The sequence below is a fragment of the Streptomyces olivaceus genome, assembly GCF_000721235.1.
GTDB lineage: Bacteria > Actinomycetota > Actinomycetes > Streptomycetales > Streptomycetaceae > Streptomyces > Streptomyces olivaceus.
In genome coordinates this window covers 111,764-135,249 of the sequence record NZ_JOFH01000007.1, presented here as the reverse complement: position 1 = coordinate 135,249, position 23,486 = coordinate 111,764, and the positions used below count along the sequence as shown (strand labels likewise).

The following is a 23,486-nucleotide window of genomic DNA, read 5'->3' as shown; positions in this document are numbered from 1 at the left end:
CCCACCACCGACCACGCGACCGGACGGGCCGCTACAAGCCGGCCGCCCAGGAGGTACGGACATGACACGCGATCCCCACACCTGGCACATCACCGCCGCCTGAGCAGGCCTGGGGCAGTCACTCACCGAGACGCTGCTCCAACAGGGCCACCGCGGCGCGGCGACCGCGATGACGGCGTCGCCTGTGTGGACGAGTACATCGACACGCAGCACGCCAGCGACGTGCTGCTCCCCGACCTGACTTCTCCCGTCCACCAACGACCAATTCATGCACCACAGAAGCAAAGGAAAAGGGTAATGACGCAGAACACCCAGCAGATCGACGGTCGCGACGAAGCAGAGATCCGGTCGGTGATCCTTGGATATGTCGAGGCGCTGGACAGCCGTGACTTCGGTCAGCTTGCGGACGCGTTCACCGACACCGCAGAGCTCGAAAACACCTTTGAGAGCTACATCCCGGGCGGCGAGGACTTCACCGGCGTGCTGGCCCGGGGCGCGAACGAGATCGCAGGTGCCATCGGCGACCTCATGAGGCGGCTCGATGCCACCCAGCACTTCCTGGGAGCGATCTGGATCGAGGCCTCCGACGAGGGAGTACGCACGCGAACACAGATCATCGCCCACCACCACCGCGGCACCGGTTTCTACCACACCGGCGGCACGTACACGGACTCATTCGTCCGCACCGACAACGGGTGGCGCATCGACCGCCGTGTATTGCACACCTTGTGGACCACGGGTGAGCCGAGCGTGGTCACAGGTGCCTGAACTCCTGCCGGATTGAGCGGCCGCTCCAGTGGCGAGAGGGCCGACTCCGGGCTCAGCGGTAGCTTGCTGGTCCGCTCTCCGCTAGGGACGGCGATGCAGCCGAGCCCGGCGCAGCCGGCAAAGTGGGCCGCTCCGCGCCGGCATGGAACTCGAGCACTACGCAGCGTGACAGGGGGCAGGTCGAGGCCGGTAGTCTTTCCCGTCTCGTAGGAGGAGTCAGGAACGCGGCCGGGGATTCTTTCTGCGCTCCTCGGAGCCAGTTGTTGTACGTGTACAGGGGCGGTGTGGCGAACGCCTAACCAACCCCCGTTCGAGCCGGACCGAGCGGGACGCAGTCGGACGGAAACGGGCCGCTTTGTCCGTTGTTTTGGCATCGTTGCAGGTGGGAGGCGTCACTCTTATGGGTTCGAGTCCCACCCGCCCCACCGAGCGTCCCCAGACAGGACCGTTCTGACCTGGGTAAACGCGTTTGTGGGTGGAGTTTCGCGTGTGGCGTTCGCCTCACGATGGTGTGGCGACCGCGGATTCTCGCGCATCGAAGGTGACCTCTAAGCGGCTTTGACCTGGAGGTTGTAGCGACGCTTTCTTGGAGCCTCGTGGAACGGTCCTACGGCCCTCCCGTGAGGGTTCACCTGCACCGAGCATCCGTACCCGTGGTTCCCCGGCGAAGTGGTCCCGCTTTTCGGGTTGCGGCCAGGCCGGGGGTGTGGTGCCCGTGACTGTGGCTTGCGGGGGTCTGTCGGCGATCGGGTCGCGTCTGCCTCGTGCCTGATGGCCCGCGCAAGGGAATGTTGGTGATGTATCGTAGTTATGTACATCACGGACTCTCGGTGAGGAGTGGCTGGTATGTCTGTTACCCAGGTCGATCTTGATGACGAGGCGCTGGCCGAGGCGATGCGGCTCATGGGTGTCTCGACGAAGAAAGAGACGGTCAACGGGGCTCTGCGGGACTACGTGGCGCGCATCAAGCGGTTGGAGGCTGCCGAAAAGCTGGTCGCGCGGGGTGAGCGGGGCGAGTTCGAGGCCGCGGCTGCGGCGCATGCGGCTTCCAAGCGCGCCCGGCGGGCAGCCTTCGAGTGATCACGTACCTCCTCGACACCTCCGCGCTCTGGCACCTCTTTCGCACGCCGGGGGCGTTGCTGCCCTGGGAAGGGCACATCGCCGCGGGCGTGTTCCACATCTGCGAGCCCACGAGGGCGGAGTTCCTCTACTCGGCCACCAGTCCGGCCCACCGCGACGAGTTGGCCGAAGAGGTGGATGCTCTTTGCCAGTCCTCGCCAGTTCCCAAGAACGCGTGGCGCTGGGTCGATACCGCGCAGTACAAGCTCACCCAGCAGGGACAGCACCGGGCCGCCGGGCCCATCGATCTTCTGGTGTGTGCGACCGCGGTTCATCACGGCCAGACCGTGCTCCACGTCGACAACGACTTCGCCACGGTGGCGGCGGTCCTCAAGGAAGTGCAGCAGCGCGACGTGCGCGCCTGACGATGTCCAAGTGGGGCGCCGTGAGAGGCTGGCTCACTGCCCTCAGCCTGTTGCCCGCGTGAGACGAAAGTACCTGCGCCCAGAGCGCGGCCCTGGGTTCGAGTCCTACCCGCCCATCGCCCAGCCGATCCCGGACCAGCATCGCGGGCGCCCCTCCGGACAGCTCGCCGCCGAGGACTTCGAGCCGGCGTCAGTCGGTGCCGCTAGTGGCATCGTGAGGTGCGACCCGGACGAGGATCTTGCCGCGGCTGTCGCCCCGGAAGATGCGTGCGAGTGCCTCCGGTGCTTGCTCCAGTCCGTCCAGGACGACCCGCTCGTGCCGAAGTCGGCCGTCGCCGAGCCGGGCAGCCAGTTCCGCGGTGATCTCGTCGAAACGGTCGGCGTGGTCGGTGACCAGGAAACCGCGTGCGGTGGCACGCTGCTCGACCAGTTCCACCAGGTTGCGGATGCCATGACGCTGGGCGGGGTCGGCGCTGTAGTCCGCGATCATGCCGCACATGGCGATACGGCCTCCGGTGTTGATCCGGCTCAGCACATGGTCCAGTATCTCCCCGCCCGCGTTCTCGATGTCCGCGTCGATGCCGTCATGGGTGGCCTCGTCGAGCCGGTCGCGCCAGTGCGGGTCCCGTCGGTCGACGCAGGCGTCGAACCCCAGTTCCTCGACGACGTAACGGCACTTGTCCGGCCCTCCGGCCAGCCCGACCACCCGTGCACCGCGTTCCTTCGCGAGCTGGCCGGCGATCGATCCCACCGCGCCGGCGGCCGCGGAGACCACGACCGTTCCGTCCGGCTGCGGGTCGGCGATCTCCACCGCGAGCCAGGCGGTGATGCCGGTCAGACCCAGCACACCCAGCAGGTCCTCGAGCGATGCGGGCAGGGGGTCGGGCAGCACGGTGAACGGCGTCTCGAGCTCGGCGTCATCGGCCACCTGGTAGTCCTGCCAGCCGGTGAACCCCCACACGTGCGCGCCGACCGGCAGATCGGTGCGCCGTGAGGCGACCACCCGGCCGATGCCCAGTCCGCGCATCACCGCGCCCTCCCGCACCGGAGGCAGGTCGCTGCGTATGTCACTCATGAAGACCCGGCTCGACGGGTCCACGGAGAGCATCGACGTCCGGACCAGGGCCTGCCCGTCCTGCAGCGCGGGTACCTCCGTCGTCACCAACTCCAGGCCGGGTTCCTCGGTGAGCCCCGTGGGGCGCTTACTCAGCCTGAACGCTCGGTTCTTCTTGGCGGTGGGCATCCGTGTCTCCTCGTTCGCAGTCGGGTCCGGGCGCGGCGAAGTCGCCCGCCCGGGCCGGCACCTGCGGCCCGCATGCGCCGGCCGCGGCGTCCCGCTCCGGGGCGCCTCTGCCAACGTATGCGGGTCCGCTCGGCAGCACCGTGTACGTGCACGCCGCGAGGCGGTACGAGGCGGCCGTCCCGGCCACCGGACCCGCTCAGATCTCCTCGAGGGGCTCCGACGGTGGCGCGTCGCGCGTGCGGGCGCCCTTGCCGCGGTACTCCTGCGGGGACATCCCGTGGACGGCCCGGAAACGCCGGTTCAGATGACTGCTGTCGACGAAACCCCACCGCCGCGCCAGCGCCGCGATCGTCGCGTCCCCGGTCAGCAGTTCCTCGCGCACCCGGGCGATCCGCTTGGCGCGCAACACCCCCGTGAACGTGGCACCCGCGTCGCTGAACAGCCGCGTGAGGGTCCGCACCGAAATGCTGTTCGCCGCCGCCACCTGTTCCGCCGACAGGCCCCGGTCGCCGAGATGACTCTCCAGGTATCGCTCCACCGCTTCCCGCCGGGCGGGAAGCGACGCCGACTGCAGCGCGCCCCAGCCCAGCTCGAGCAGTGCGTTGCGCGCCGCGACGACGGCCGCGCCCGACAGCTGGGGAAGCGATGTGCTGAGGGAGTCCAGATAGCTCCGCAGCAACTGCATCTCAGGCATCGGGCCGCGCGCCGGCTCACCCATGCGCATCCAGCATCCCGCGTCATCGAGAAGACGGCTTCGCACGATGAGACTGCGCACGACGACGGGCTCGCGCGCCGTCACCCGTGCCGGACGGCGGCTCTCCCAGGAGAGGGCATCGCCCGGGCGCAGCAGCCAGTCGTGACCATCCTGACGGAAGACCGCGCTCCCCGCACCCAGCACGGAGACGATCAGGTAGTCGTCTCCCGTCTCCGCGATCTGACGAGGGCCGCGTACACCACTGAACGGGCCTGATTCCCAGTCCACCAAGGCGACGTCATCCACCCAGCGACGCTGGACCGCGGCTGGGCCCGGGGCCGGGTCCGACGGCGACGTCGACGGGAAGCGCAGCGACCACGGCAGATCGGTCACCGCCCCCAGGAGATGCTCCCAGCCTGCGGCATCGGACGGCCGTACGAACCCATCACTCCATGGCCGGGTATCTGTTTCCTCGAGCACCCGATTCAGCTTAGACAACGAGCGAAACGCTCGGGAACGGGCAGATGTGCTACGTACGAACGTGCCGAGCCCTTCGATCGGCACGGCCCCCGGCGGCACACGAAACGCGGACGACAAGGCTACGGACCCGGCCGCGCATTCAACCGATGTTCTCGACCGCCGCCAACGAGAGGGTCCGGTCACGTGGTTCGTCACGGGACTCGCGGCGCGGCAGATCCTCGACGGGTCGCCGGAGCGGCTGCGGACGCGGTTCGACGAAAGCTTTCGAACGCAGGGCCCGCCTCTTTGGCCGAGCTGCACCGTCCGTCCGGCGCGGGCGGGTGTCCGGTGGGTGTGGATGCCGCGTTGCCGGGCACTCGCATCGCTGCAGCACTAAGGGCCGTCACCGCGAGGCTCTGGGGGGATATGGAGTGAGGCCCCCTCAGTGGTGCACCGAAGTCGTCCGCCTCGGACGCACGGTGATGTCTGACGTGGACCTGACGATGGGAAACCTCGAAATGATCGTTCTTGGGCTTATTCTGCTGATTATCGGCCTGCTTGTGGGTCTCGGGCTGCTGACGACCATCGGTGGCATCCTCATCGTGGTGGGCGCCATCCTGTGGATCCTGGGTGCGACCGGCCGCGCGGTCGGTGGACGCAAGCACTACTTCTGACGCCGGGGTGCCTGCCGCCCGCGGTAGCGGGTGAGGAGTCTCGGGAGAAGTGCGGGGCCGGGTTGCGGATGCGCAACCCGGCCCCGTCGGTTCAGGTGGACCAGACGACGTTGCCGTTGTGGGAGATGACCACCTTGCCGTCCTTCCGCAGCACCAGTTCGGCGCCCTCCTTGCCCCAGGTCTGGGAGGCCCAGATGGGGCGGTCCTCGCCGTTGTGGATGACCAGGTTGCCGTCGGACTGGAAGATCGCCCGGTGGTTCTCGCCGAAGGTCATCGACGCCCAGGTCGCCTTGCCCTTCTCGTTGTAGACGACCAGGTTGCCGTCGGGCTGCATCACCATGCGGATGCGGTTGGTGGTCCAGGCCTGGTTGACCTCCAGGGTGCTGACGGCGCGGACCGTCGAGGTCGTCCAGTCCGGCGTCGGGGACGGCTTGGCCTTCGGCTTCGGCTCGGGCTTCGGCGCGGCCTTCTTCTCCGGTGCGCTCGTCGCGGGTTCCGGTGCCGGGGGCGGGGCGACCGCCTTCACCGGCGCGCTCGGCTCCGGCTTCTCCTTCGGCGTCGCGCTGGGCTTCTCGGCCACGTAGTCGTCCAGGGCGGCGCCCGCCGAGCCCGGGTCCAGCACCGTGTCCGCGTCCTCGGCGGCCAACTTGGCGCTGTCCGGCCGCTTCTCGTCCTCCGCGCCGCCCGCCAGCAGCAGCGGTACGGCTATCAGGACGGCGCCGAGGATCCCGGCCACGGCCAGAACGGGCTTGCGGGGGCGCCCGTTGTCGACGCCGGTGGCGGTCTTGGCCGGGGGCGGTGCCGCGACGGCCGCCGCGACGGCCGTGCGCCTTCCGGCCGACTCCGGCTCCTTCGCCTCGGCGGTGGCGGCTGCCGTCGCGGTCGACTCCTCGCCCGCTTCGGCTGCTTCACCTGCCTCGGCCGCTGCCGCCGGGGAGGCGGGTGCGGGTGCGGGGTCCGCGGCGGGCGCGGTGTGCTCCTCCGCCGCCGGGGGTGCGGCGGTGGTCGACGGTGGGGTGTCCGGGGAAGAGCCGGAGGCCGGCGTCGTGTTCGTGCCGGAGGCGGGCTTCTGCGAGGACATGCGATGTACTCCTTGGGGGCGGAGCGCGGCGGATCCGACGGCGTACCGGCGTATCGAACATAGCCCGTACCGGCGTGCGATGGTTCCCTGCCCCGGCAACGCGGTCCGTCGCTATGTCCGAGTGCGGGTGACTGATCCCGCAACGTCCCCGGGCCGGGCGGTGAACGGGCACGTGGGAGGCCTGTTCGGGCAGGCCTCTACATGCCCACCGCGCAGGTCGTTGTGGCATTCTGTTGCCCCCGACCGATCAACGTCGGGTCACAAGGACCAAGAGTTCAAGAGTTCAGGTGGACATGCGGCCCGGAGAGCAGATGGAGGCCACGTCAGGCACGCCGGCCTCGTCGCCCGGGCCCGGTGCCGTCGAGGCCGGTGACACCCCCGAGATACCCGAGGCCGTCCGTGCCGCGGCCCGGCAGGCGCCGGGACACTGGATCGGCGTGGTGGACCCGGAGTGGCCCGAGGAGCGGACCCCGCCGGAGTGGGCGGTGCTGGGGGAGTGGCGGTCCGGCGACGAGGGCGACGTCGGCACCTACCGCGCCAACCCCGCGTACCGCCCCTCCGCCCGGGCCCTCGGCTGGCCCGAGCCCACCGACCCCGTCGACGCGGCGGCACAGCGGGCCGCCACCGGATACGGCTCCGTGGACGAGGCGCTCGCCGCGCTGGCGGCCGCCGAGGTCACCGTCGTGGCCGGACCGGACGGCGCTCCGCTGGCGGCCGCGGGGCAGGACGGAGAGCCGGTGGTGCTGGTGTTCACCTCACCGGCACACGCGTTCATGTCCGCCACACTTCGCCATGAGACCCTTCCCGCCCGGGAGCTGACCCGCTCCCTGGCCGGTTCCCCCACCCTCTCGCTGCTGGTCAACGCCGGTGCGGTCGCCCCCCTCCTGGTGCCGGCGGCCCGCGTTCCGGTGGATGGCGGCGAAGTTCCCCCAGGCCCCTTGACCCACACCTCAGGGAGGTACCCGTGACGCGTTCGACGCAGCAGCCCCCCACATCTCCGGCTGCGCGTGCGGAGTCCGGTCCCCACGGCGAGCGGAGTTCCGCCGCCGAGTCCGAGTCCATGCCCGAGTCCAAGTCCAAGTCCACATCCGAGTCCCCGGTCAGTACGACGGCGGAGGGCTCGGCCTCCGGTTCCGGCGCAGAATCGTTTCCCGAGGTGAAGCCCGAGGCCGGGACGGCATCGGCGGGCGAGGCCGAATCCCCGGCTGAGAAGGCGCCGAAGGCAGAGGAGGCGGAGGAGGCGGAGGAGGCGGAGGAAGCCGAGGCGGCGGAGCGCGAGCCCGTGGCCCTGGCTCTGGCCCAGGCCGCCGACGGGCCCGCGGAGGACTCCGGCACAGGTGTCGGCACAGGTGTCGGCACCGGCGTTGACACCGACGCCGATGCCGGCGGTGCCTCCGCCGCCAAGAGCCGGCTCCCGCTGCTCGTGCGGACCATGACCGCCACCGCCATCGACAAGCCCGACGACGCCGTCAGGCCGGTGGGACGGCCGGGCCGGGCCGTGCTGGCCGCCGCCGCGGTCGGCGGCGCGCTGCTCGTCGCGGTGCCGTTCCTGCTCCTCGGGCCGGACGACGAGGACAAGGAGGACAGGGCCTCGACGACCGCGGCGACCGTCCTCGGCGGGGACCAGGAGGAGGAGACGGGCGACTTCGCGGTCAGCCCTCCCGAGGCCGGGGACCCGGCGGACGACGAGAAGGAGTCCGAGAAGCCGAAGGCGCCGCCCGCGCCGAAGACGGACTCCGGCGACGCCGAGAAGGCCGCCGCGGCCGAGAGGGCCGAGAAGGAGAAGAAGGCGGCGGAGGAGAAGGCCGCGAAGGAGAAGGCGGAGAAGGAGAAGAAGGCCGCTTCGGAGCAGGGCTCCAAGGACTCCGGGAAGGACGTTGCCAAGAACGGGGGCAACGCCGCCGCGGGGCCGGCCCTCGGCTTCCCCGTGTCGTTCCACAGCCACCTCTCCGGCCGCTGCATCGACGTACCCGCCAGCGCCTTCACCGACGGGCAGGGGCTGTGGATGTGGGACTGCAACAACACCGACGCGCAGAAGTTCCAGTTCGCCTCCGACGGCACGCTCCGCCTGAAGGGGCTGTGCATGGACGTCGCCGGGGCCAACTTCGCCAACGGCACCCCCATCCAGCTCGCCAACTGCACCGGCGTCGACGCGCAGAAGTTCGCGCTCAACGAGGCCCACGACCTCGTGAACACGGCCGTGGGCATGTGCGTCGAGATCGAAGGCCACGACCACAACGCCCAGGCCCGTGTGCAACTGTGGACCTGCACGGGGCTGGACAACCAGAAATGGAGCGTCTGAGCAGGGAGGCGGTCGTCCGTTTCCCGGTTCGCCGGGGCCCTGTCCAAGACGCAGACTGAGCAAGGAGGTTCGCGCGTGTCGCGCCAGGTACTGTCGGTCGGCCCCGACGACCGGGACCGTTTCCGGACGATCGGTGAGGCACTCGCTGCGGCTCGTACCGGCGCGCTCATCAGCGTCCGGCCGGGGACGTACGCGGAGAACCTGGTGATCCACACCCGGGTCACCCTCACCGCCGCCGAGGGGCGGGGCACCGTGGAGATCCGGCCCCGGTCGGGCAGCGTCGTCGCGCTGCGCGCCGACGCCGTGATGCTCTCCGAGCTGACCCTGCGCGGGGCCGACGCCGAGGCGCCCGCCGTGGACGTACGGCGCGGCCAGGCCGCGCTCGACGGCTGCGAGATAGCCGGTGCCGCCTGGACGGCGCTGCTGGCCGGCGGCACGGGTTCGCTGGCGCTGCGGGACTGCCGGGTGAGCAACTCCCAGGGCGCGGGCATCGTGGTCACCTCGACCACGCCGACCACCGTGGAGAGCTGCACCCTCGAACACCTCGGCACCAGCGGCCTGGTCGTCGCCGAACAGGGCGAGGTCCGCGTCCGCGGCTGCACGGTGCGCGACGCCCGCGGCAACGGCGTCCTCGCCAACGGCGACTCCCGCGGCTCGCTGGAGGACTGCGACCTCTCCTCCACCGACAAGCCGTCCCTCGCCCTGGAGGGCAACTCCACCCTGACGGTGAGCCGCACGGTCGTGCACGACACCAGCAACGGCGTCCACCTGAGCAGCGCCGGCCGTACGACCCTCGAGGACGTCCGGATCACCGGGGCGTCCGGCACCGGCATCACCCTGGCCGCGGGCACCGACCCGGTACTGCGCCGCTGCCGCGTCTCCCGCACCCGGGGCCACGGCGTGGTCGTCACCGACCGGGCACGCGGCACCTTCGAGGACTGCTGGATCGACGGCGCCCAGGGCGTGGCCCTGCGGGTCGCCGGGGCGGCCTCCCCGGCGCTGACCGGCCTGACCGTCCGCGACTGCGCCGAGACCGGCCTGCTCCTGGAGGAGGACGCGGCGGCCGAGCTGGACCGCCTGGAGGTCATCGGCGGCGCGCCGGCGATCGCGCTGCGGGCCGGGGCCAACCCGCTGCTGCGCAGGGCCCGCCTCGTGGAGCCGTCGGGCGACGGCATCACCGCCACCGGGGACGCCCGCGGCCGGGTCGAGGACTGCGAGATCGTGCAGCCGGGCGGCTCGGGCGTGCGCGCGGCGAGCGGCAGCACCCTGTACCTGGCCGGCGGCGGTGTCTCCGGCGCCGTGGACAGCGGACTCGTCCTGGAGGACGGCGGCAGCGTCACCGTCCGGGACTTCCGCGTGGAGAACGCCGGCGCGGAGGGCATCGTCGTCGACTCCGGCGGCGAACTGACCGCCAACCGCACCTCGGTGCTCACCCCGCAGGGCCACGGCGTGCTGCTGCGCGAGGGCGCGATCGCCTCGCTCAGCGGCTGCGAGGTGGCCGGCGGCGCGCAGGACGGCTTCCGGGTGGAGACCACCGCGCCGGTCTCCCTCGTCAACTGCCTCGCGCGGGAGAACGAGGGCGGCGGCCTGGTCCAGACCGCCCCCGGCGAGCGGCTCGCCGTCGAGGGCCTCAGCAGCACCGGCAACGGCAAGCGCGACGCCTGGGGTTCGGGCAGCGCCGAGAACACCGACCCGGCGGGCTCGGGCGCCGCCGACGGCCCCGCCCAGGACCGGCCCGACGGCCCGCTGGGCGCCCTGAACGCGCTGATCGGCCTGGACAACGTCAAGGAACAGGTCCGTACGCTGGTCAACCTCACCCAGCTCGCCCAGCGCCGCGAGCAACTCGGCATGTCCGCGCCGCCGATGAGCCGCCACCTGGTCTTCACCGGCCCGCCCGGCACCGGCAAGACCACCGTCGCCCGCCTCTACGGCGCGATCCTCGCCGAGCTGGGGTCGCTGCGCGACGGCCACCTCGTGGAGGTCTCGCGCGCCGACCTCGTCGCCCAGGTCGTCGGCGGTACAGCGATCAAGACCACCGAGACGTTCGAACGGGCCCTGGGCGGTGTGCTCTTCGTCGACGAGGCGTACACCCTCACCTCGGACAGCGGGCACGGCGGCGCCGACTTCGGCCGGGAGGCCGTGGACACGCTGCTGAAGCTGATGGAGGACCACCGCGACGAGGTGGTCGTCATCGTGGCCGGCTACACCGACGAGATGACCGGGTTCCTCGCCTCCAACCCCGGCCTGGGCTCGCGCTTCTCGCGCACGGTCGAGTTCGAGAACTACACCGTGCCCGAGCTGGTCGCCATCATGGAGAGCATGTGCGCCGCGCACCAGTACGAGCTGGGTGAGGGCACGGCGGCCGCGCTGGCCGCGCACTTCGACGCGATGCCCCGGGGCGCCGGGTTCGGCAACGGGCGTGCCGCACGCGGCGTCTTCGAGGAGATGGTGGACCGGCAGGCGGTCCGGCTCGCCACGCTCCAGCAGGTCGGCGAGCGCGACCTCAGACTGCTGCTGCCGGAGGACGTCTCCGCGACCGCCGCCGAGCAGAGCGCCGGGACCGGCGTACCGGAGAACGACCCGCTGACCCGCCTCGGCGACATGGTCGGCCTCGCCGAGGTCAAGCGCGACGTCACGGACCTGGTCAACCTCATCACCACGGCCCGCCACCGCGCCGCCGCCGGACTGCCGGTGCCCTCGCTCAGCCACCACCTGGTCTTCACCGGCCCGCCCGGCACCGGCAAGACCACCGTCGCGCGGCTGTACGGCGAGATCCTCAGCCAGCTGGGCATCCTCCCGCGCGGCCAGCTGGTCGAGGCGGCCCGCGCCGACCTGGTCGGCCGGTACATCGGACACACCGCCCAGCTCACCCGGGAGGTCTTCGAACGGGCCCGCGGCGGCGTCCTCTTCATCGACGAGGCGTACACCCTCACCCCGCGCGGCGGCGGCAACGACTTCGGCCAGGAAGCGGTCGACACGCTGCTGAAGCTGATGGAGGACCACCGCGACGACGTCGTGGTCATCGTCGCCGGCTACACCGGCGAGATGGAGCGCTTCCTCTCCTCCAACCCCGGCCTGGCGTCGCGCTTCCCGCGCCGGATCGCCTTCGCCGACTACTCCTCCGAGGAGCTGGTCACCATCGTGCGCACCCAGGCGTCCGCCATGGGCTACGAGTGCGGTCCCGGAACCGGGCCGCTGCTGCGGGAGCACTTCGACTCGCTGCCCCGCGACCAGTCCTTCGGCAACGCCCGGCTGGCCCGGCAGGTGGTGGAGTCGATGGTCACCCGGCAGGCCGGACGGCTCAGTTCGCTCGCCGCGCCCACCCTGGAGGACCTGCGGGTCCTGCTGCCCGAGGACGTCACCGCGGCGACCCCGAAGGCGGCCCGGTGAGGCGCCGCGACCGCGTAGGCGGCACGGTGGAGCGCCGCGGCCGTGAAGGCGGCGCGCCGGCGCGCCGCGGGCCGGGTGCGGGGCGTCCGCTGTGCGGCGTCGCGCTGGCCGCCGCAGTGCTGCTGCCGGTGGCCGCGCCCGCCGCGGCGGAGCCCGGGGGCGCGGTGTCCGCCGCGGCCGGGGTCGCGGACGGGGCGCACGCCGTGGCCGGGTCCGCGGGGACGCGGGCCGCCGTGGCCGGGGCCCCGCGCGCGGTGCCCGCCGCCGACGGCAAGAGCCAGGGGCTGCCGCCGATGCCCTCCGCCTTCGATCCCGGCACCCAGGGCGTGCCGTGCACCGCGGCCTCGCCCGAGAAGGCCGAGAAGCAGGACTGGTCGCGCCAGCGCCTCGACCTGGCCCGGGTGCACCAGCACGGCGCCGGAGCGGGCACGACCGTCGCCCTCGTCGACACCGGGGTCCGGGCCGGCGCCGCCGGGCTCGGCGACCGGGTCACCGCACGGGGAGACGCCGGCGACGACTGCGTCGGACACGGCACCTTCCTGGCCGGGCTGATCGTCGGGGAGGGCTGGGGCGACACCCGGCTGCCCGGCGTCGCGCCGGGTGCGAAGCTGCTCGCCCTGCGCGGCACCGACGAGCGCGGCACGGCCGACGCCGCGCTGGTCGCCCGGGCGGTGCGGGACGCGACCGCCGCCGACGCGGACGTCATCGCCATCGGGGTGGCCCTGTACAAGCGGGACAAGGAGCTGACCTCGGCGGTCGCCGACGCCCTCGACGCGGGCGCGGTGGTGGTCGCCGCCGCCACGCCCGACCCGCCGAACGCCAACGCCACGCAGGAGACGCCGACCCGCACCTACTACCCGGCGGGTGAGCCGGGCGTCCTCTCCGTCGCCGACATGCTGCCCAGCGGCGCCCGCCCGGGCGACGCCCTGCCCACCGACGGCGTCGACCTGGCCGCGCCCGGCGCCGGGGTGGTCTCCGGCGGCCCGCGCGGAAACGGCCACTACCTGGGGGCCGGTGCCTCGGTCGCCGCCGCGTACACCGCCGGGACCGCCGCGGTGCTCCGTGCCGCCCGCCCGGACGACACCCCCGGGGAGATCGTCCACCGGCTGACGGCCACCGCCTACCCGGCGGACATCCCGCAGCTGGACGCCTACGCCGCCGTCACCACGGTGCTCGGCGACGCGGACGCGGACGCCGGCGCCCGGCCGCGGACCGAGGCGGGGCCGGTGACCGTACGGGACACCGCCGACGCCGACGGGGCCGCGGACCGCGCCACCGTCTTCGTGCTGCTCGGCGCCGCCGGTGTCCTCGCCGTGCTCTGGGCCGTCGTCGCCGTCCCGCGCGCCCGCGCCCGCGGCTGGCGCCCGGCGGACACCGCCCGGGACTGAGCACCGGCACCGCGTCCCGTTCCGCCCGGACTCGTACGGATTCGTACGGATCCGGGCGGATCCGTATGGACGCATGCGGGCCCGGCGGGCGAGAGGTGCCACGCCGGTGTGCCCGGTCCCGCCCACGAGGAGGTTTCCCTGTGCGCCCGGCCGCCGCTTCGTACGGCGTGGCCGCGCGCCGGGGCCGGGCAGCACCGGGGGACGCCCGCCCCTCCGCCGGACGCCGGAACGCCCGGGGCCGCCACCTGAGTGGCCGCCCCGGGCGCTCCCGCGCACCGCTGGTCTCAGCTCTCCGGCGCGTCCTCCACCAGTGCCGTCTGGATCAGCCGTGCCTTGCGGCGGGCGACGTGCAGGGCGCGGCCGGGCGGGAGGTTGCGCGGCTTGGTGTTGCCGAACAGGTTGCCCTCGGTGGGCGGGCAGGACAGCAGCACCCCCGGGTTGTTGGCCTCGTCGAGGCGGCGCAGCAGCGCGTCGCTCATGGCCCGCCCCGCGCCCATCGCGCTGCGGGCGACGACCAGGTGCAGGCCCATCTCGAAGCCGAGGGTCAGGTGCTCGAAGAGCGGCTCGAACGGGCTCTGGAAGGAGTTGCCGGAGACCATGTCGTAGTCGTCGACGAGGACGAACAGGCGGGGGCCCGTCCACCAGTCGCACCGGCGCATCCGGGACGGGGCGATGTCCGCTCCGGGCACCCGGGTCTTCAGAGCGCGGGCCGCGCCCTCGACCGTCTCCTTGAGGTTGTCCAGGGAGATGACGTGCCCGATGCGGTACTCCTCGGGGATCGTGTCCACCAGCGTACGGCGGTAGTCGACCACGATGATCTTCGCCTCGTTGGGCGCGTACCGGGCGGTGATGCCCTCGGTGATCCGGCGCATCAGGTTGGTCTTGCCGCTCTCGGTGTCGCCGATCACGGTCAGGTGCGGCGTGCGGCTGAAGTCGTGCCAGACCGGCTCCAGGGCGTCCTGGTCGATGCCGAGCGCCAGCCGCATACCGCCGCCCTCCGTGGGCTGCGGGGCGGGGAGTTCGGCCACCGGCAGCCGGTGCGGCAGCATCCGGACCTGCGGGGCGGACGGGCCCGTCCAGTGCCGGGAGATCTCGGAGACCAGGTGGGCGACGCCCTCGCCGAGGTCCTCCAGGGAGCCGCTGCCGTCGATGCGGGGCAGACCGGCGAGGAAGTGCATCTTGGTGTCGGGGGTGATGCCGCGCCCTCCGGTGCGGGGCACCGAGCGCGCCTTGCGGGTGTCGACCTCGGAGTCCATCGGGTCACCCATCCGCAGTTCCAGGCGGGTGGCGGACTGGTCGCGGACCTGCGCCGACAGCTCCACCCAGCGGGTCGTGCTGATCAGCAGGTGGATGCCGTAGTTGAGGCCGCGCGCGGCCAGCTCGTTGAACTTCGGCACCAGGTCGTCGTAGTCCTGGCGGACCGTCGACCAGCCGTCGACCACCATGAACACGTCGCCGAAGGGCTCGTCGGGGAACTCCCCGGCGGCCCGGCGGCGCCGGTAGGACTGCATCGAGTCGACGGTGTGGTCCACGAAGAACTGCTCGCGGCGGGCCAGCAGCGTCATCACCTCGGCGACGGCCCGGTGCACGCGCTCCGGGTTGAGCCGGGCCGCGACGCCGCCGACGTGCGGGAGCGAGGCCAGCTGGGAGAGGCCGCCGCCGCCGAAGTCGAGGCAGTAGAACTGCACCTCGGCCGGGGTGTGGGTGAGCGCGAGGGCCGTGATCAGGGTGCGGGTCAGGGTGGACTTGCCGCTCTGCGAACCGCCCGCGATCGCGACGTGGCCGCCGGCCCCGGACAGGTCCACGACGTGCGGGTCGCGGCGCTGCTCGAAGGGCTTGTCGACCAGGGCGACCGGCACGCGCAGCCGGCCGGTGCCGTGCCAGCCGGCCGCGGTCAGGCCCCGCTCGGGGTCGGCGGCGATGCCGGGCAGCAGCGTGTCCAGCGGCACGGGCGTGTCCAGCGGCGGCAGCCATACCTGGTGCGCGGCGGGACCCGACCCGCGCAGCCGGTCCAGGGCCACCGCGAGCAGGGTCTCCTCCTCGCCGGCCTCCTCGGCGGCCGGCTCCGGCTCCGCCGTCGGCTCCGGGGCACGCGGCACGACCCAGCCGCTGGTCCACGGCACCACCTGGCTGGCGACCCGGGCCCGGGCCACCGCGCCGGTACGGCGGGCGTAGGTGCCCGAGGAGTAGGCGGCGCGGAACCGGGTCAGCGACTCCACACCGGACTTCAGGTAGCCGTTGCCGGGTGCGGCGGGCAACTGGTAGGCGTCCGGCACGCCCAGCACACCGCGGCTCTCCATCGCGGAGAAGGTGCGCAGGCCGATCCGGTAGGACAGGTGGCTCTCCAACTGGTGCATGCGGCCCTCGTCCAGGCGCTGCGAGGCGAGCAGCAGGTGGACGCCGAGCGACCGGCCGAGGCGGCCGATCATCACGAACAGGTCCATGAACTCGCGGTGGGAGGACAGCAGTTCGCTGAACTCGTCGACCACCACGAACAGGCTGGGCAGCGGGGTCAGATCGGCGCCGCCCGCGCGGGCCCGCTCGTACTCCAGGGCGGACGTGTGGTTGCCGGCCGCGCGCAGCAGCTCCTGCCGGCGCATCAGCTCGCCGTGCAGCGCGTCCTGCATGCGCTCCACGAGGGCCGCCTCGTCGGCGAGGTTGGTGATGACGGCGGAGGTGTGCGGCAGCTCCTCCAGGCCGAGGAAGGTGGCGCCGCCCTTGAAGTCGACGAGGACGAAGTTGAGGGTCTCGGAGGAGTTGCTCAGCGCCAGGCCCAGGACCAGGGTGCGCAGGAGTTCGCTCTTGCCGGAGCCGGTGGCGCCGATGAGCAGGCCGTGCGGGCCCATGCCGCCCTGCGCGGACTCCTTGATGTCCAGCTCGACCGGGCGGCCGTCGACGCCGACGGCCACCGGCACCCGCAGCCGCGCGGAACCGGTCTGCCGGGCGAAGTGGGCCGGCGCGTCGTGCCGGTGGAGGTCGGGGATGCCCAGCAGCGTGGTCAGCTCGATGTCCGTCTCCAGCGGCTGGGCGATGTCGGTGCCCAGGCTGATCCGGCGGGAGGTAAGCAGCCGGGCCAGGGACTCGGCGCCCAGCGGGCCGAGCCGGTCGGGACGGCCCAGCGGCACGGACCGCTCCTTGCGGCTGCGGTCGGTGCGCACCAGGCTGACCGTGTCGGGGCCCACCGTCAGGCGCAGGGTGTTGCGGCCCGGACGCCAGCGCAGGGCACCCGACACGTCCAGGAGCAGCGCGTTGCGGTAGCCGTGGCCGGCCCAGCGGTGACCCTCGGGCACGGTGACGCCGTCCAGGACGACGACGGTGAAGGGCTCGTCACGGCCGGGCCGGGCGTCCGGGTCGAAGCCGGGACGCTCGGCGAACTCGCTGCCCAGCAGGTCGTCCAGTTCGGTGAGGTCCGCGGTGATCCGGCGGACCGACCCGGCGCCGTCCTCCTCATGCGGGTCCAGGACGTGCGGCAGCCACTTCGCCCACTCCCAGTCGGAGCGCCGGTCGTCACTGGCGCAGACGGCGATCCACAGCTCCTCGGGGGCGTGGAAGACGGCGAGTTGCGCGAGCACGGCACGCACCAGGGCAGCCAGCGCCTCGTCGGCGGGGCTCGTCGCCCGTACGCTGGTTCCGGCACCCGCCGTACCGCCCGTACCGCCGAGCGCCTGACCCTGCGGCGGCACCTCCGGGGCGGCGCCGTCCTCGCCGGCGGCGTCCTCGGGGCGCAGCAGGATGCGGGCCGAGGAGCGCAGGTAGAGGCCGATGGGCTGCTCGGGGATGGTCGAGTAGGCGCGGATGAAGCGGCGCAGGGCGTGCGCGCACAGCGGTTCCAGGTCCTCGACCGGCCGGGTCGAGACCGGGTTGAGGGAGAGGGCGAGCTGCTGCTCGCCCACCGCGAGGCGGACCTCGCCGAAGTCCTCGTCGGCCGGACGCCGTTCCCACAGGCGCGAGGTGCGGGCCAGGGACCGCAGGGAGGCGGGGTCGGGATGGCGCCAGGCGAGCGCCCGCTGCTGCTCCACGACGGTCGCCCGGACCCGCTTGCGGATCTGCGTCAGGTAACGGAGGTAGTCGCGGCGCTCGCCCTTCAGTCGCTGCTTGCGCTCGCCGGAGCGGCGCATCAGCTGGCCGAGGAGCATGGCGGCGGCGGAGAGCGCCATGACACCCAGCGCCAGGTACATGAAGACGCCGTTGCCGCCGCCGGGGCGCAGGAACATCAGCATCATCGACATGGACATGAGTGCCATCGGCAGGTATGTCCAGATCGTGGAGGTGTCCGGCACGGTCTCGGAGAGGACCGGCGGTTCCTGGAGGGTCAATTGCCCTTCGGGCATCTCCGGTCCGCGCCTGCGGGCGGGACGGCGAAACAGCACCACACTCAAGGACCGAACCTCCGCTATCAACTGGGCATTGCGCCCCGGCCGCCAAACGGCGCGCCCGGGACGGACAGGCTGTACCGCGCCGGTTCCGGGCGGCCCGCGGTCCGGTGGAAGTCACGTGAATATTCCGGGCGGGAAACGGGCGCGGGACTTCCGGTCCGGGCAACTCCCATTCAAGTCGCGGTGCGAGGTCCGCGACCCGATCCGACGGGCGTAGGCAGTAGTCTGCATTCACCGAACGCGGCCTGTCCACGCGGGGCAGGCATACCGCTCGGTATGAGGTCCGCATTTCCGTGACCGTTCCGGTGCCGGGACCCCTCTGCCCCATCCCGCACGCGTTCCGTATTCTGCTCCCGTCCCCTTTACGTGGAAGTCCTTCTGCCGAAGTCCCCCCACGGATGACGAAAGTTGTGCTGATGACCGACAGCACGGTGGCCGAACTGTGCCGCCTGACCGTACGTGCGCCGAGCGTCTCCGTCGACCTGGCCGTCCCCGCCGACGTACCGGTCACCGACCTGCTGCCCACCCTGCTGCGGTACGTGGGCGAGGAGGTCGAGGAGGCCGGGCTCGACCACGCCGGCTGGGTACTGCAACGCCTGGGCGACGCCCCGCTCGACGAGGAGACCACCCTCGCCCGCGCCGGGCTCGCCGACGGCGAGGTGCTGTACCTGCGCCCGCACACCGAGGTCCTGCCCGAGGCGCGCCTCGACGACCTGGTGGACGGCATATCCGACACGGTCGGCCGGCGGATGTACACGTGGAGCCCGAAGGCCGCCCGCGGCCTGCTCGGCGGTACGGCGGTGGCGACCGTGGTCCTCGCCCTGGTGCTGGTCTTCTGGCCCGGCGTGGACGGCTCCGGTTCGCTGCGGGTGATCTGCGCCGGGGTGGCCGGACTGCTGGCGCTCGCCGGCGCGGGCTCGGCCAGCCGCGCGGTCGGCGACCGCCTCACGGCGACCGTCCTCGGCCTGCTTGTCGCCCCCTGTCTCGCGCTGGCCGGCTGGGTCCTGCCCGGCGGCGACCTCACCGGCCCGGACACGGCACGGGTGGTGGGCGCGCGGCTGCTCGCCGCGGGCGCCGCGGGCGCGGGCGGCGCGGTGCTGGCCCTCGCGGCGACCGCCGTGGGCGCCCCGGCCCTGTTCGCGACGGCCCTGGTGGCGGTGGCCACCGCCATCGCCGGGGCGCTGATCGGCTACACCGGTCTCGACGCGCCGGCCGCGGTGGCGCTGGTGATGGCGGTACTGGCCCTGGGCGCCGGAGCCGTCGCGCCGTTCGCCTTCAAACTGGCCGGCATGCGGATGCCCGCGCTGCCGTCCTCCGCCAGTCAGTTGCAGGAGGGCATCGAGCCCTACGCGGGCGACGAGGTCGCCGAACGCACCGAACTGGCCGGACGCTGGGTGACCGCGCTGTTCGCGGCCACCGGCACCGCCGCCGTGGCCGCCCTGGTCGTCCTCGCCGAACGCCCGGACCTGCCCGAGGTGCTGACCGCGCTCGTACTGAGCCTGCTGCTGCTCCTGCACTCCCGCGGCCTGGTCGCCGTCGGGCAGCGGCTGACGCTGGCGCTGCCGGGCGTCCTGGGCCTGCTGCTGCTCGCCCGCGCCTGGGCGGTGGACAGCGACGGCGACATGCGCCTGGTGGTCTTCGCGGTGCTGCTGGCCGCCGCGTCCGCACTCGTGATCGCCACCTGGACCGTTCCGGGCCGCCGGATGCTGCCGTACTGGGGCCGCGCGGCGGAGCTGGCGCACACCGTCTTCGCGGTCGCGCTGCTGCCGCTCACCCTCTGGGTGGCCGGCCTCTTCGGCTGGCTGCGCGGACTGTTCGGCTAGCTGCGCGGACTGTTTCGGCTGGCTGCGCGCACTGTTCGGTCAGGGGGTGTCGTTTGGATCTGGTCGGTTACAGGCAACGGCGCCTTCCAGTCGACCCGAGCGGGGTCTGGTGCGTGCAGCTGCAAGGCGGAGGAGGGCGACAGGGCGGAGCCCTGGCAACCGACGACAACGCCGCAGATGCGCGTGCCAGACCCCGCGACCCCCGGCAAGATCCAAACGACACCCCCTGGCGCCGTCCCGGACCCCGCCCGTGCGGGGAGTCCGGCTGTCGGCCGGGAAGCGCAGGGCCCGCTCGCATCCCCCACCCCGGGCCCATGGAAGACGAGACGAGGAGAGGCCGTGCAGTCCAAGCGCGACCAGGTACAGGCCCACAGCTTCATGATGGGCAGGCTCAGTTCGGGCCTGCTGACGGCCGCCCCGGACGCCCCGGAGAGCCCGCTCGGACGCACCACGCGCGGTGTCGTCTTCGGCCTGCTGTTCACCGTCCTGATCGGCGCGGGCACCGTGGTCTACGGACTGCTGCGGCCCGGCGGGAACGACGGCTGGCGCGACGGCGGGCACCTGGTGGTCAACCGCGACACCGGCGCCCGCTACCTGTGGACCGACACCGACGGCGTACTGCACCCGGTGCGCAACTACACCTCCGCGCGGCTGATCGGCGGGTCCGACCTGCCGACCGAGGACGTCGGCACCGCCTCGCTGCGGGACGTGCCCGTCGGCGGCCCCGTGGGCATACCCGGCGCCCCCGACGGCCTGCCGGACGCCGGGCAGCTCGACGGCGGCGCCTGGAACATGTGCGTCACCGGGCCGGACGGCGCGGACCCCAGCACCTCCGGTGCGGCCGCCGCCCCGGCCGTCGACGCGGCCGGGGCGACGACGCTGGTGGTCGGCGCGCCGGTGGACTCCGCGGCCGTCGGCCGCGACCGCGGGGTGCTGGTGAGCGGCCCGGACAAGACGCAGTACCTGGTGTGGCGGGGCAGCAGGCTGCCGCTGGACGAGAAGTCCGACGCCCGTACCGCGCTCGGCTACGGCTCGGTGTCGGCGGCGCCGGTCTCGGCGGCCTTCCTGGACGCGCTGGCCCCGGGTCCCGAACTGCGCTCGCCCGACGTGCCCGGACGCGGCGGCGAGGGTCCGGAGCTGGGCGGCGAGGCCACCCGCGTCGGCCAGGTCTTCGAGGTGAGCGTGCCCGGCGGCGAGAGCACGTACCACCTGCTGCGCGAGGAGGGCCTGGTGCCGCTGACCCGGCTGGGCGCCGCCCTGGTGCTGGGCGACCCGGCCACCCAGAAGGACGCCTACCGGGGCGAGTCGCCCGAGGCGCGCACGGTCGGCGCCGACGCGCTGCGCGAGCACCAGGCGGAGGGCGCCGGCGGGGACGAGGCGGCGGGACTGCCGGACGCGCCGCCGGCCCCGCAGTCCGTGCCGCGGGGCAGCGCGCTGTGCGCCCAGGTGGACGGCGGCGACGGCGGCGCCCGGATCGGCTCGGTGCTGGCCCCGCTGACCGAACTCGCCCCGGTGGCCGTGCCGGAAGGCACCGCCGACCCCGTGCGGGAGGCGTGCGTACCGACCGACGCCACCGTCGTACGGCCCGGTCACGGCGCCCTGGTGCGGGCGCTGCACGCGAGCGGCGCCGCCCACGCGGGCACCACCTACCTGGTCGCCGAGAACGGGGTGAAGTACCGCGTCCCCGCCGACGACTCCCTCCAGGCGCTCGGGTACACCACCGGCGACATCGACTCCGTGCCCGCTCCGCTGCTCGCGGCCCTGCCGACCGGCGCCGACCTGGACCCGGACGCCGCCTCCGGCGCCGCGGAGGTCCGGGTCACGGCGCCCGACTGCGGAACGGACGCACAGCAGGAGGAGGCGGCCCCGGGGAAGAAGGCCAAGGCTGCGAGCTTCGTCACAGGAGACCCCGCAGCCGCACCGGGCGCAGCGGACACAGCGTCGCGAACCCGGCAAGACGGTCAAAGCGAGTTCTGAGGAGGTAAGCGGGGTAAAACGGGGGCGATTTCCGGCCCGCGTAGTTGCAGTGGCCATTCGGTCCAAGCGCTTTCTGGTCTTTGTGGTCGCGAGCGAAGCCCGGATCGGAAATTTCCGGCGGCCGTCCCGTGAATTGACCGGAAGCCCCGCATATCCGGTCCGCGGGCCCCGGGGTGGCCGTTCCCGGTGGCCGTTTGCCGCTTCGGCGCGCCCGAATGGCGCCCGTATCGGACCTTCCGCCGGTACGGATGCCGCATGACGGACAGTCCGCCCGGTGGATCTGTTCATCTGCCCGAAACCTTTGGTCAACTGCCTTGCCGCGGACATATATCGGGCAGCCGAACGGACCTCGAAAAGTTCCACCGCGCGTTGCGCGGAACAGGCGCTTCTACTTAGCCTCAGCGGGCAACAGTGCGACGTGATCGCTCGAACGTGATCGCTCGAACGAAGGGAGTGCGACATGGCGGACAGCGCCGCAAGGAAAGCGGACTATGCCAAGGGCTTGGGGGGCGTCTCCTCCCTGGAGTCGGCCCGCAGCCAGGTGGAGAAGATTCAGAACAACGTCGCCGAGATCGCCGCGCGTTCGGGCGTCGGCGGCGACGAGGGCCAGGCCCTGCTGAAGCTCTTCCGCAGCTGGAACACGGAGGCCCAGACGGTCGTCGTCCAGATCAGCAAGATGATCGACGCCCTCCAGGAGAACGTCACCTCCGCCAACCGCCTGGCGCAGGAGAACCAGGACCTCACCGAGGTTCTCAACAGCAAGACCAGTCAGGGCGTCTTCCAGGCGCTGCTCTGACGCGTCCGGCGCGGTGCGGCTCCAACCGGCGCCGCATTGTTCGAGCTTGCCGGGCGCGAGGCGTCCGGCCACCAGAGAGGAGACGTCATGGCCGACGGCATCATCGACGTGCAGTACCCCGTGGTCCGCAGGGCCGTCGAGGAGATGACGGAGCAGACCCAGCAGATCATCAACGCCCTCAACAACCTGGAGGACGAGCTGAAGCCGCTCGTCGCGTCCTGGGAGGGTTCGGACCAGGAGATGTACCGGCAGGTGCAGATGGAGTGGGACCAGGCCACCAAGAACATGGCCACCCTGCTCAACGACAACGGCACGCTGATCCAGTCCATCCACGACAACCACTCCCGTGACGAGCGCCGCAGCGCCGACAACTGGGGTAACGTGCGGGCGCGCTAGCACCTGCCCGCCTCGCCCCGCTTCCGTCCGGAACGCGAAGCGGCGGGCGGCGCGCCGCGGCTCTCACGCGGCGGTGTGCCCCCGCCCTTTCGCAGTCCGTGCATCCACCCGTCAGACCGAGCGGCAGGAGAGCTTCCGATGGCCGACAACCCCACAGACATCAAGCACTTCGACCTGTCCGCGATGGAGAACTTCCGCGACTACGAGGTGGACCGGGCGTACAAGGACGCCAAGCGGCACCGCGAGGGCGGCGGGGAGGGCGACCCCCGCACGCTCGGCGACCTCATCGACGGCCACACCACCGAGGACAACCTCGACCAGAGCCAGCAGCTGCTGCGCATCGGCAAGATGGCCAGCGACGGACGGGTCTCGGGCCCCAAGCTGCTCGAAGGCGTCCGGGAGGCCGCCACGGCGCTCGACAAGCTCCTCGGCGACCAGATCGACCTGTACAAGGAGCTGCAGGACGCGCTCACCGACACCATCGAGGGGGCGCAGAAGACCCAGGCCAAGAACCTGGACGCGATCGACGCCCAGACGCTGCTCCAGCACTTCGACGAGGTCGACACCCTCACCGCCGGCGGCAGCGGCGGCGAGGACTCCGACTCCTAGAGAACCGGTGCCGCGCGACAGGCGTG

The 23,486-nt window shown here is 72.5% G+C and carries 17 protein-coding genes; 13 read left to right on the top strand and 4 right to left on the bottom strand.

Features of this window, described 5'->3' with window-relative positions; translation table 11 throughout:
* The first annotated feature begins 186 nt into the window (after positions 1-186).
* The 3 genes from IG94_RS0110620 to IG94_RS0110610 all read left to right on the top strand — a co-directional run bounded on the left by IG94_RS0110620 (position 187) and on the right by IG94_RS0110610 (position 2,252).
* On the top strand, positions 187-768 hold the full coding sequence (locus IG94_RS0110620; RefSeq protein WP_157852239.1) for a nuclear transport factor 2 family protein: 582 nt from the start codon (positions 187-189) through the stop codon (positions 766-768).
* Between the two features lie 846 nt (positions 769-1,614).
* Positions 1,615-1,848: a type II toxin-antitoxin system VapB family antitoxin gene (locus IG94_RS0110615; RefSeq protein ID WP_028426397.1), complete on the top strand. Its 234-nt coding sequence runs from the start codon at positions 1,615-1,617 to the stop codon at positions 1,846-1,848.
* Complete coding sequence (locus tag IG94_RS0110610) at positions 1,845-2,252, top strand: PIN domain nuclease (RefSeq protein WP_031033862.1); 408 nt, start codon at positions 1,845-1,847, stop codon at positions 2,250-2,252. Before IG94_RS0110615 ends, IG94_RS0110610 begins: the two co-directional genes overlap by 4 nt.
* A gap of 190 nt (positions 2,253-2,442) precedes the next feature.
* On the opposite strand, the gene IG94_RS0110605 is transcribed toward IG94_RS0110610, so the two are convergent.
* Both IG94_RS0110605 and IG94_RS42855 read right to left on the bottom strand, forming a co-directional pair.
* Entirely contained in the window at positions 2,443-3,495 is a 1,053-nt protein-coding gene (locus IG94_RS0110605; RefSeq protein WP_031033860.1) for an NADP-dependent oxidoreductase, read from the bottom strand.
* Positions 3,496-3,691: 196 nt separating this feature from the next.
* On the bottom strand, positions 3,692-4,582 hold the full coding sequence (locus tag IG94_RS42855; RefSeq protein ID WP_031033858.1) for a helix-turn-helix transcriptional regulator: 891 nt from the start codon (positions 4,580-4,582) through the stop codon (positions 3,692-3,694).
* 584 nt (positions 4,583-5,166) lie between these two features.
* Between IG94_RS42855 and IG94_RS38520 the strand changes: the two genes are divergently transcribed.
* Positions 5,167-5,322 (top strand): DUF6131 family protein, encoded by a 156-nt coding sequence (locus IG94_RS38520; protein ID WP_107060505.1) that lies wholly within the window; start codon positions 5,167-5,169, stop codon positions 5,320-5,322.
* 91 nt (positions 5,323-5,413) lie between these two features.
* On the opposite strand, the gene IG94_RS0110590 is transcribed toward IG94_RS38520, so the two are convergent.
* Positions 5,414-6,403, bottom strand: a complete 990-nt coding sequence (locus IG94_RS0110590; RefSeq protein WP_031033856.1) for a mannose-binding protein — start codon at positions 6,401-6,403, stop codon at positions 5,414-5,416.
* Between the two features lie 311 nt (positions 6,404-6,714).
* Between IG94_RS0110590 and IG94_RS0110585 the strand changes: the two genes are divergently transcribed.
* The 4 genes from IG94_RS0110585 (at position 6,715) to IG94_RS0110570 (ending at position 13,483) form a co-directional block, all read left to right on the top strand.
* Positions 6,715-7,371, top strand: coding sequence for a type VII secretion system-associated protein (locus IG94_RS0110585; protein WP_031033854.1), 657 nt, complete (start codon positions 6,715-6,717; stop codon positions 7,369-7,371).
* On the top strand, positions 7,368-8,705 hold the full coding sequence (locus IG94_RS0110580) for an RICIN domain-containing protein (RefSeq protein ID WP_031033851.1): 1,338 nt from the start codon (positions 7,368-7,370) through the stop codon (positions 8,703-8,705). The genes IG94_RS0110585 and IG94_RS0110580 overlap by 4 nt, the downstream gene beginning before the upstream one ends.
* Positions 8,706-8,780: 75 nt before the next feature.
* Positions 8,781-12,095, top strand: a complete 3,315-nt coding sequence (locus IG94_RS0110575; RefSeq protein WP_031033849.1) for a right-handed parallel beta-helix repeat-containing protein — start codon at positions 8,781-8,783, stop codon at positions 12,093-12,095.
* A gap of 26 nt (positions 12,096-12,121) precedes the next feature.
* Positions 12,122-13,483, top strand: coding sequence for a S8 family serine peptidase (locus IG94_RS0110570; RefSeq protein ID WP_052410627.1), 1,362 nt, complete (start codon positions 12,122-12,124; stop codon positions 13,481-13,483).
* A 284-nt stretch (positions 13,484-13,767) separates the two neighbouring features.
* On the opposite strand, the gene eccCa is transcribed toward IG94_RS0110570, so the two are convergent.
* Positions 13,768-17,814, bottom strand: a complete 4,047-nt coding sequence (gene eccCa / locus IG94_RS0110565) for a type VII secretion protein EccCa (protein ID WP_052410621.1) — start codon at positions 17,812-17,814, stop codon at positions 13,768-13,770.
* Between the two features lie 461 nt (positions 17,815-18,275).
* Here eccCa and eccD point away from each other — a divergent pair, with 461 nt between their 5' ends.
* The 5 genes from eccD to IG94_RS0110540 all read left to right on the top strand — a co-directional run bounded on the left by eccD (position 18,276) and on the right by IG94_RS0110540 (position 23,460).
* Positions 18,276-19,682, top strand: coding sequence for a type VII secretion integral membrane protein EccD (gene eccD / locus IG94_RS0110560; protein ID WP_031033845.1), 1,407 nt, complete (start codon positions 18,276-18,278; stop codon positions 19,680-19,682).
* A gap of 339 nt (positions 19,683-20,021) precedes the next feature.
* Positions 20,022-21,659, top strand: coding sequence for a type VII secretion protein EccB (gene eccB, locus IG94_RS0110555; RefSeq protein WP_031033844.1), 1,638 nt, complete (start codon positions 20,022-20,024; stop codon positions 21,657-21,659).
* Positions 21,660-22,119: 460 nt separating this feature from the next.
* Positions 22,120-22,455 (top strand): hypothetical protein, encoded by a 336-nt coding sequence (locus IG94_RS0110550; protein WP_031033838.1) that lies wholly within the window; start codon positions 22,120-22,122, stop codon positions 22,453-22,455.
* A gap of 87 nt (positions 22,456-22,542) precedes the next feature.
* Entirely contained in the window at positions 22,543-22,851 is a 309-nt protein-coding gene (locus IG94_RS0110545; RefSeq protein WP_031033835.1) for a WXG100 family type VII secretion target, read from the top strand.
* A 138-nt stretch (positions 22,852-22,989) separates the two neighbouring features.
* Complete coding sequence (locus IG94_RS0110540) at positions 22,990-23,460, top strand: type VII secretion system-associated protein (RefSeq protein WP_031033833.1); 471 nt, start codon at positions 22,990-22,992, stop codon at positions 23,458-23,460.
* Positions 23,461-23,486 lie beyond the last annotated feature (26 nt).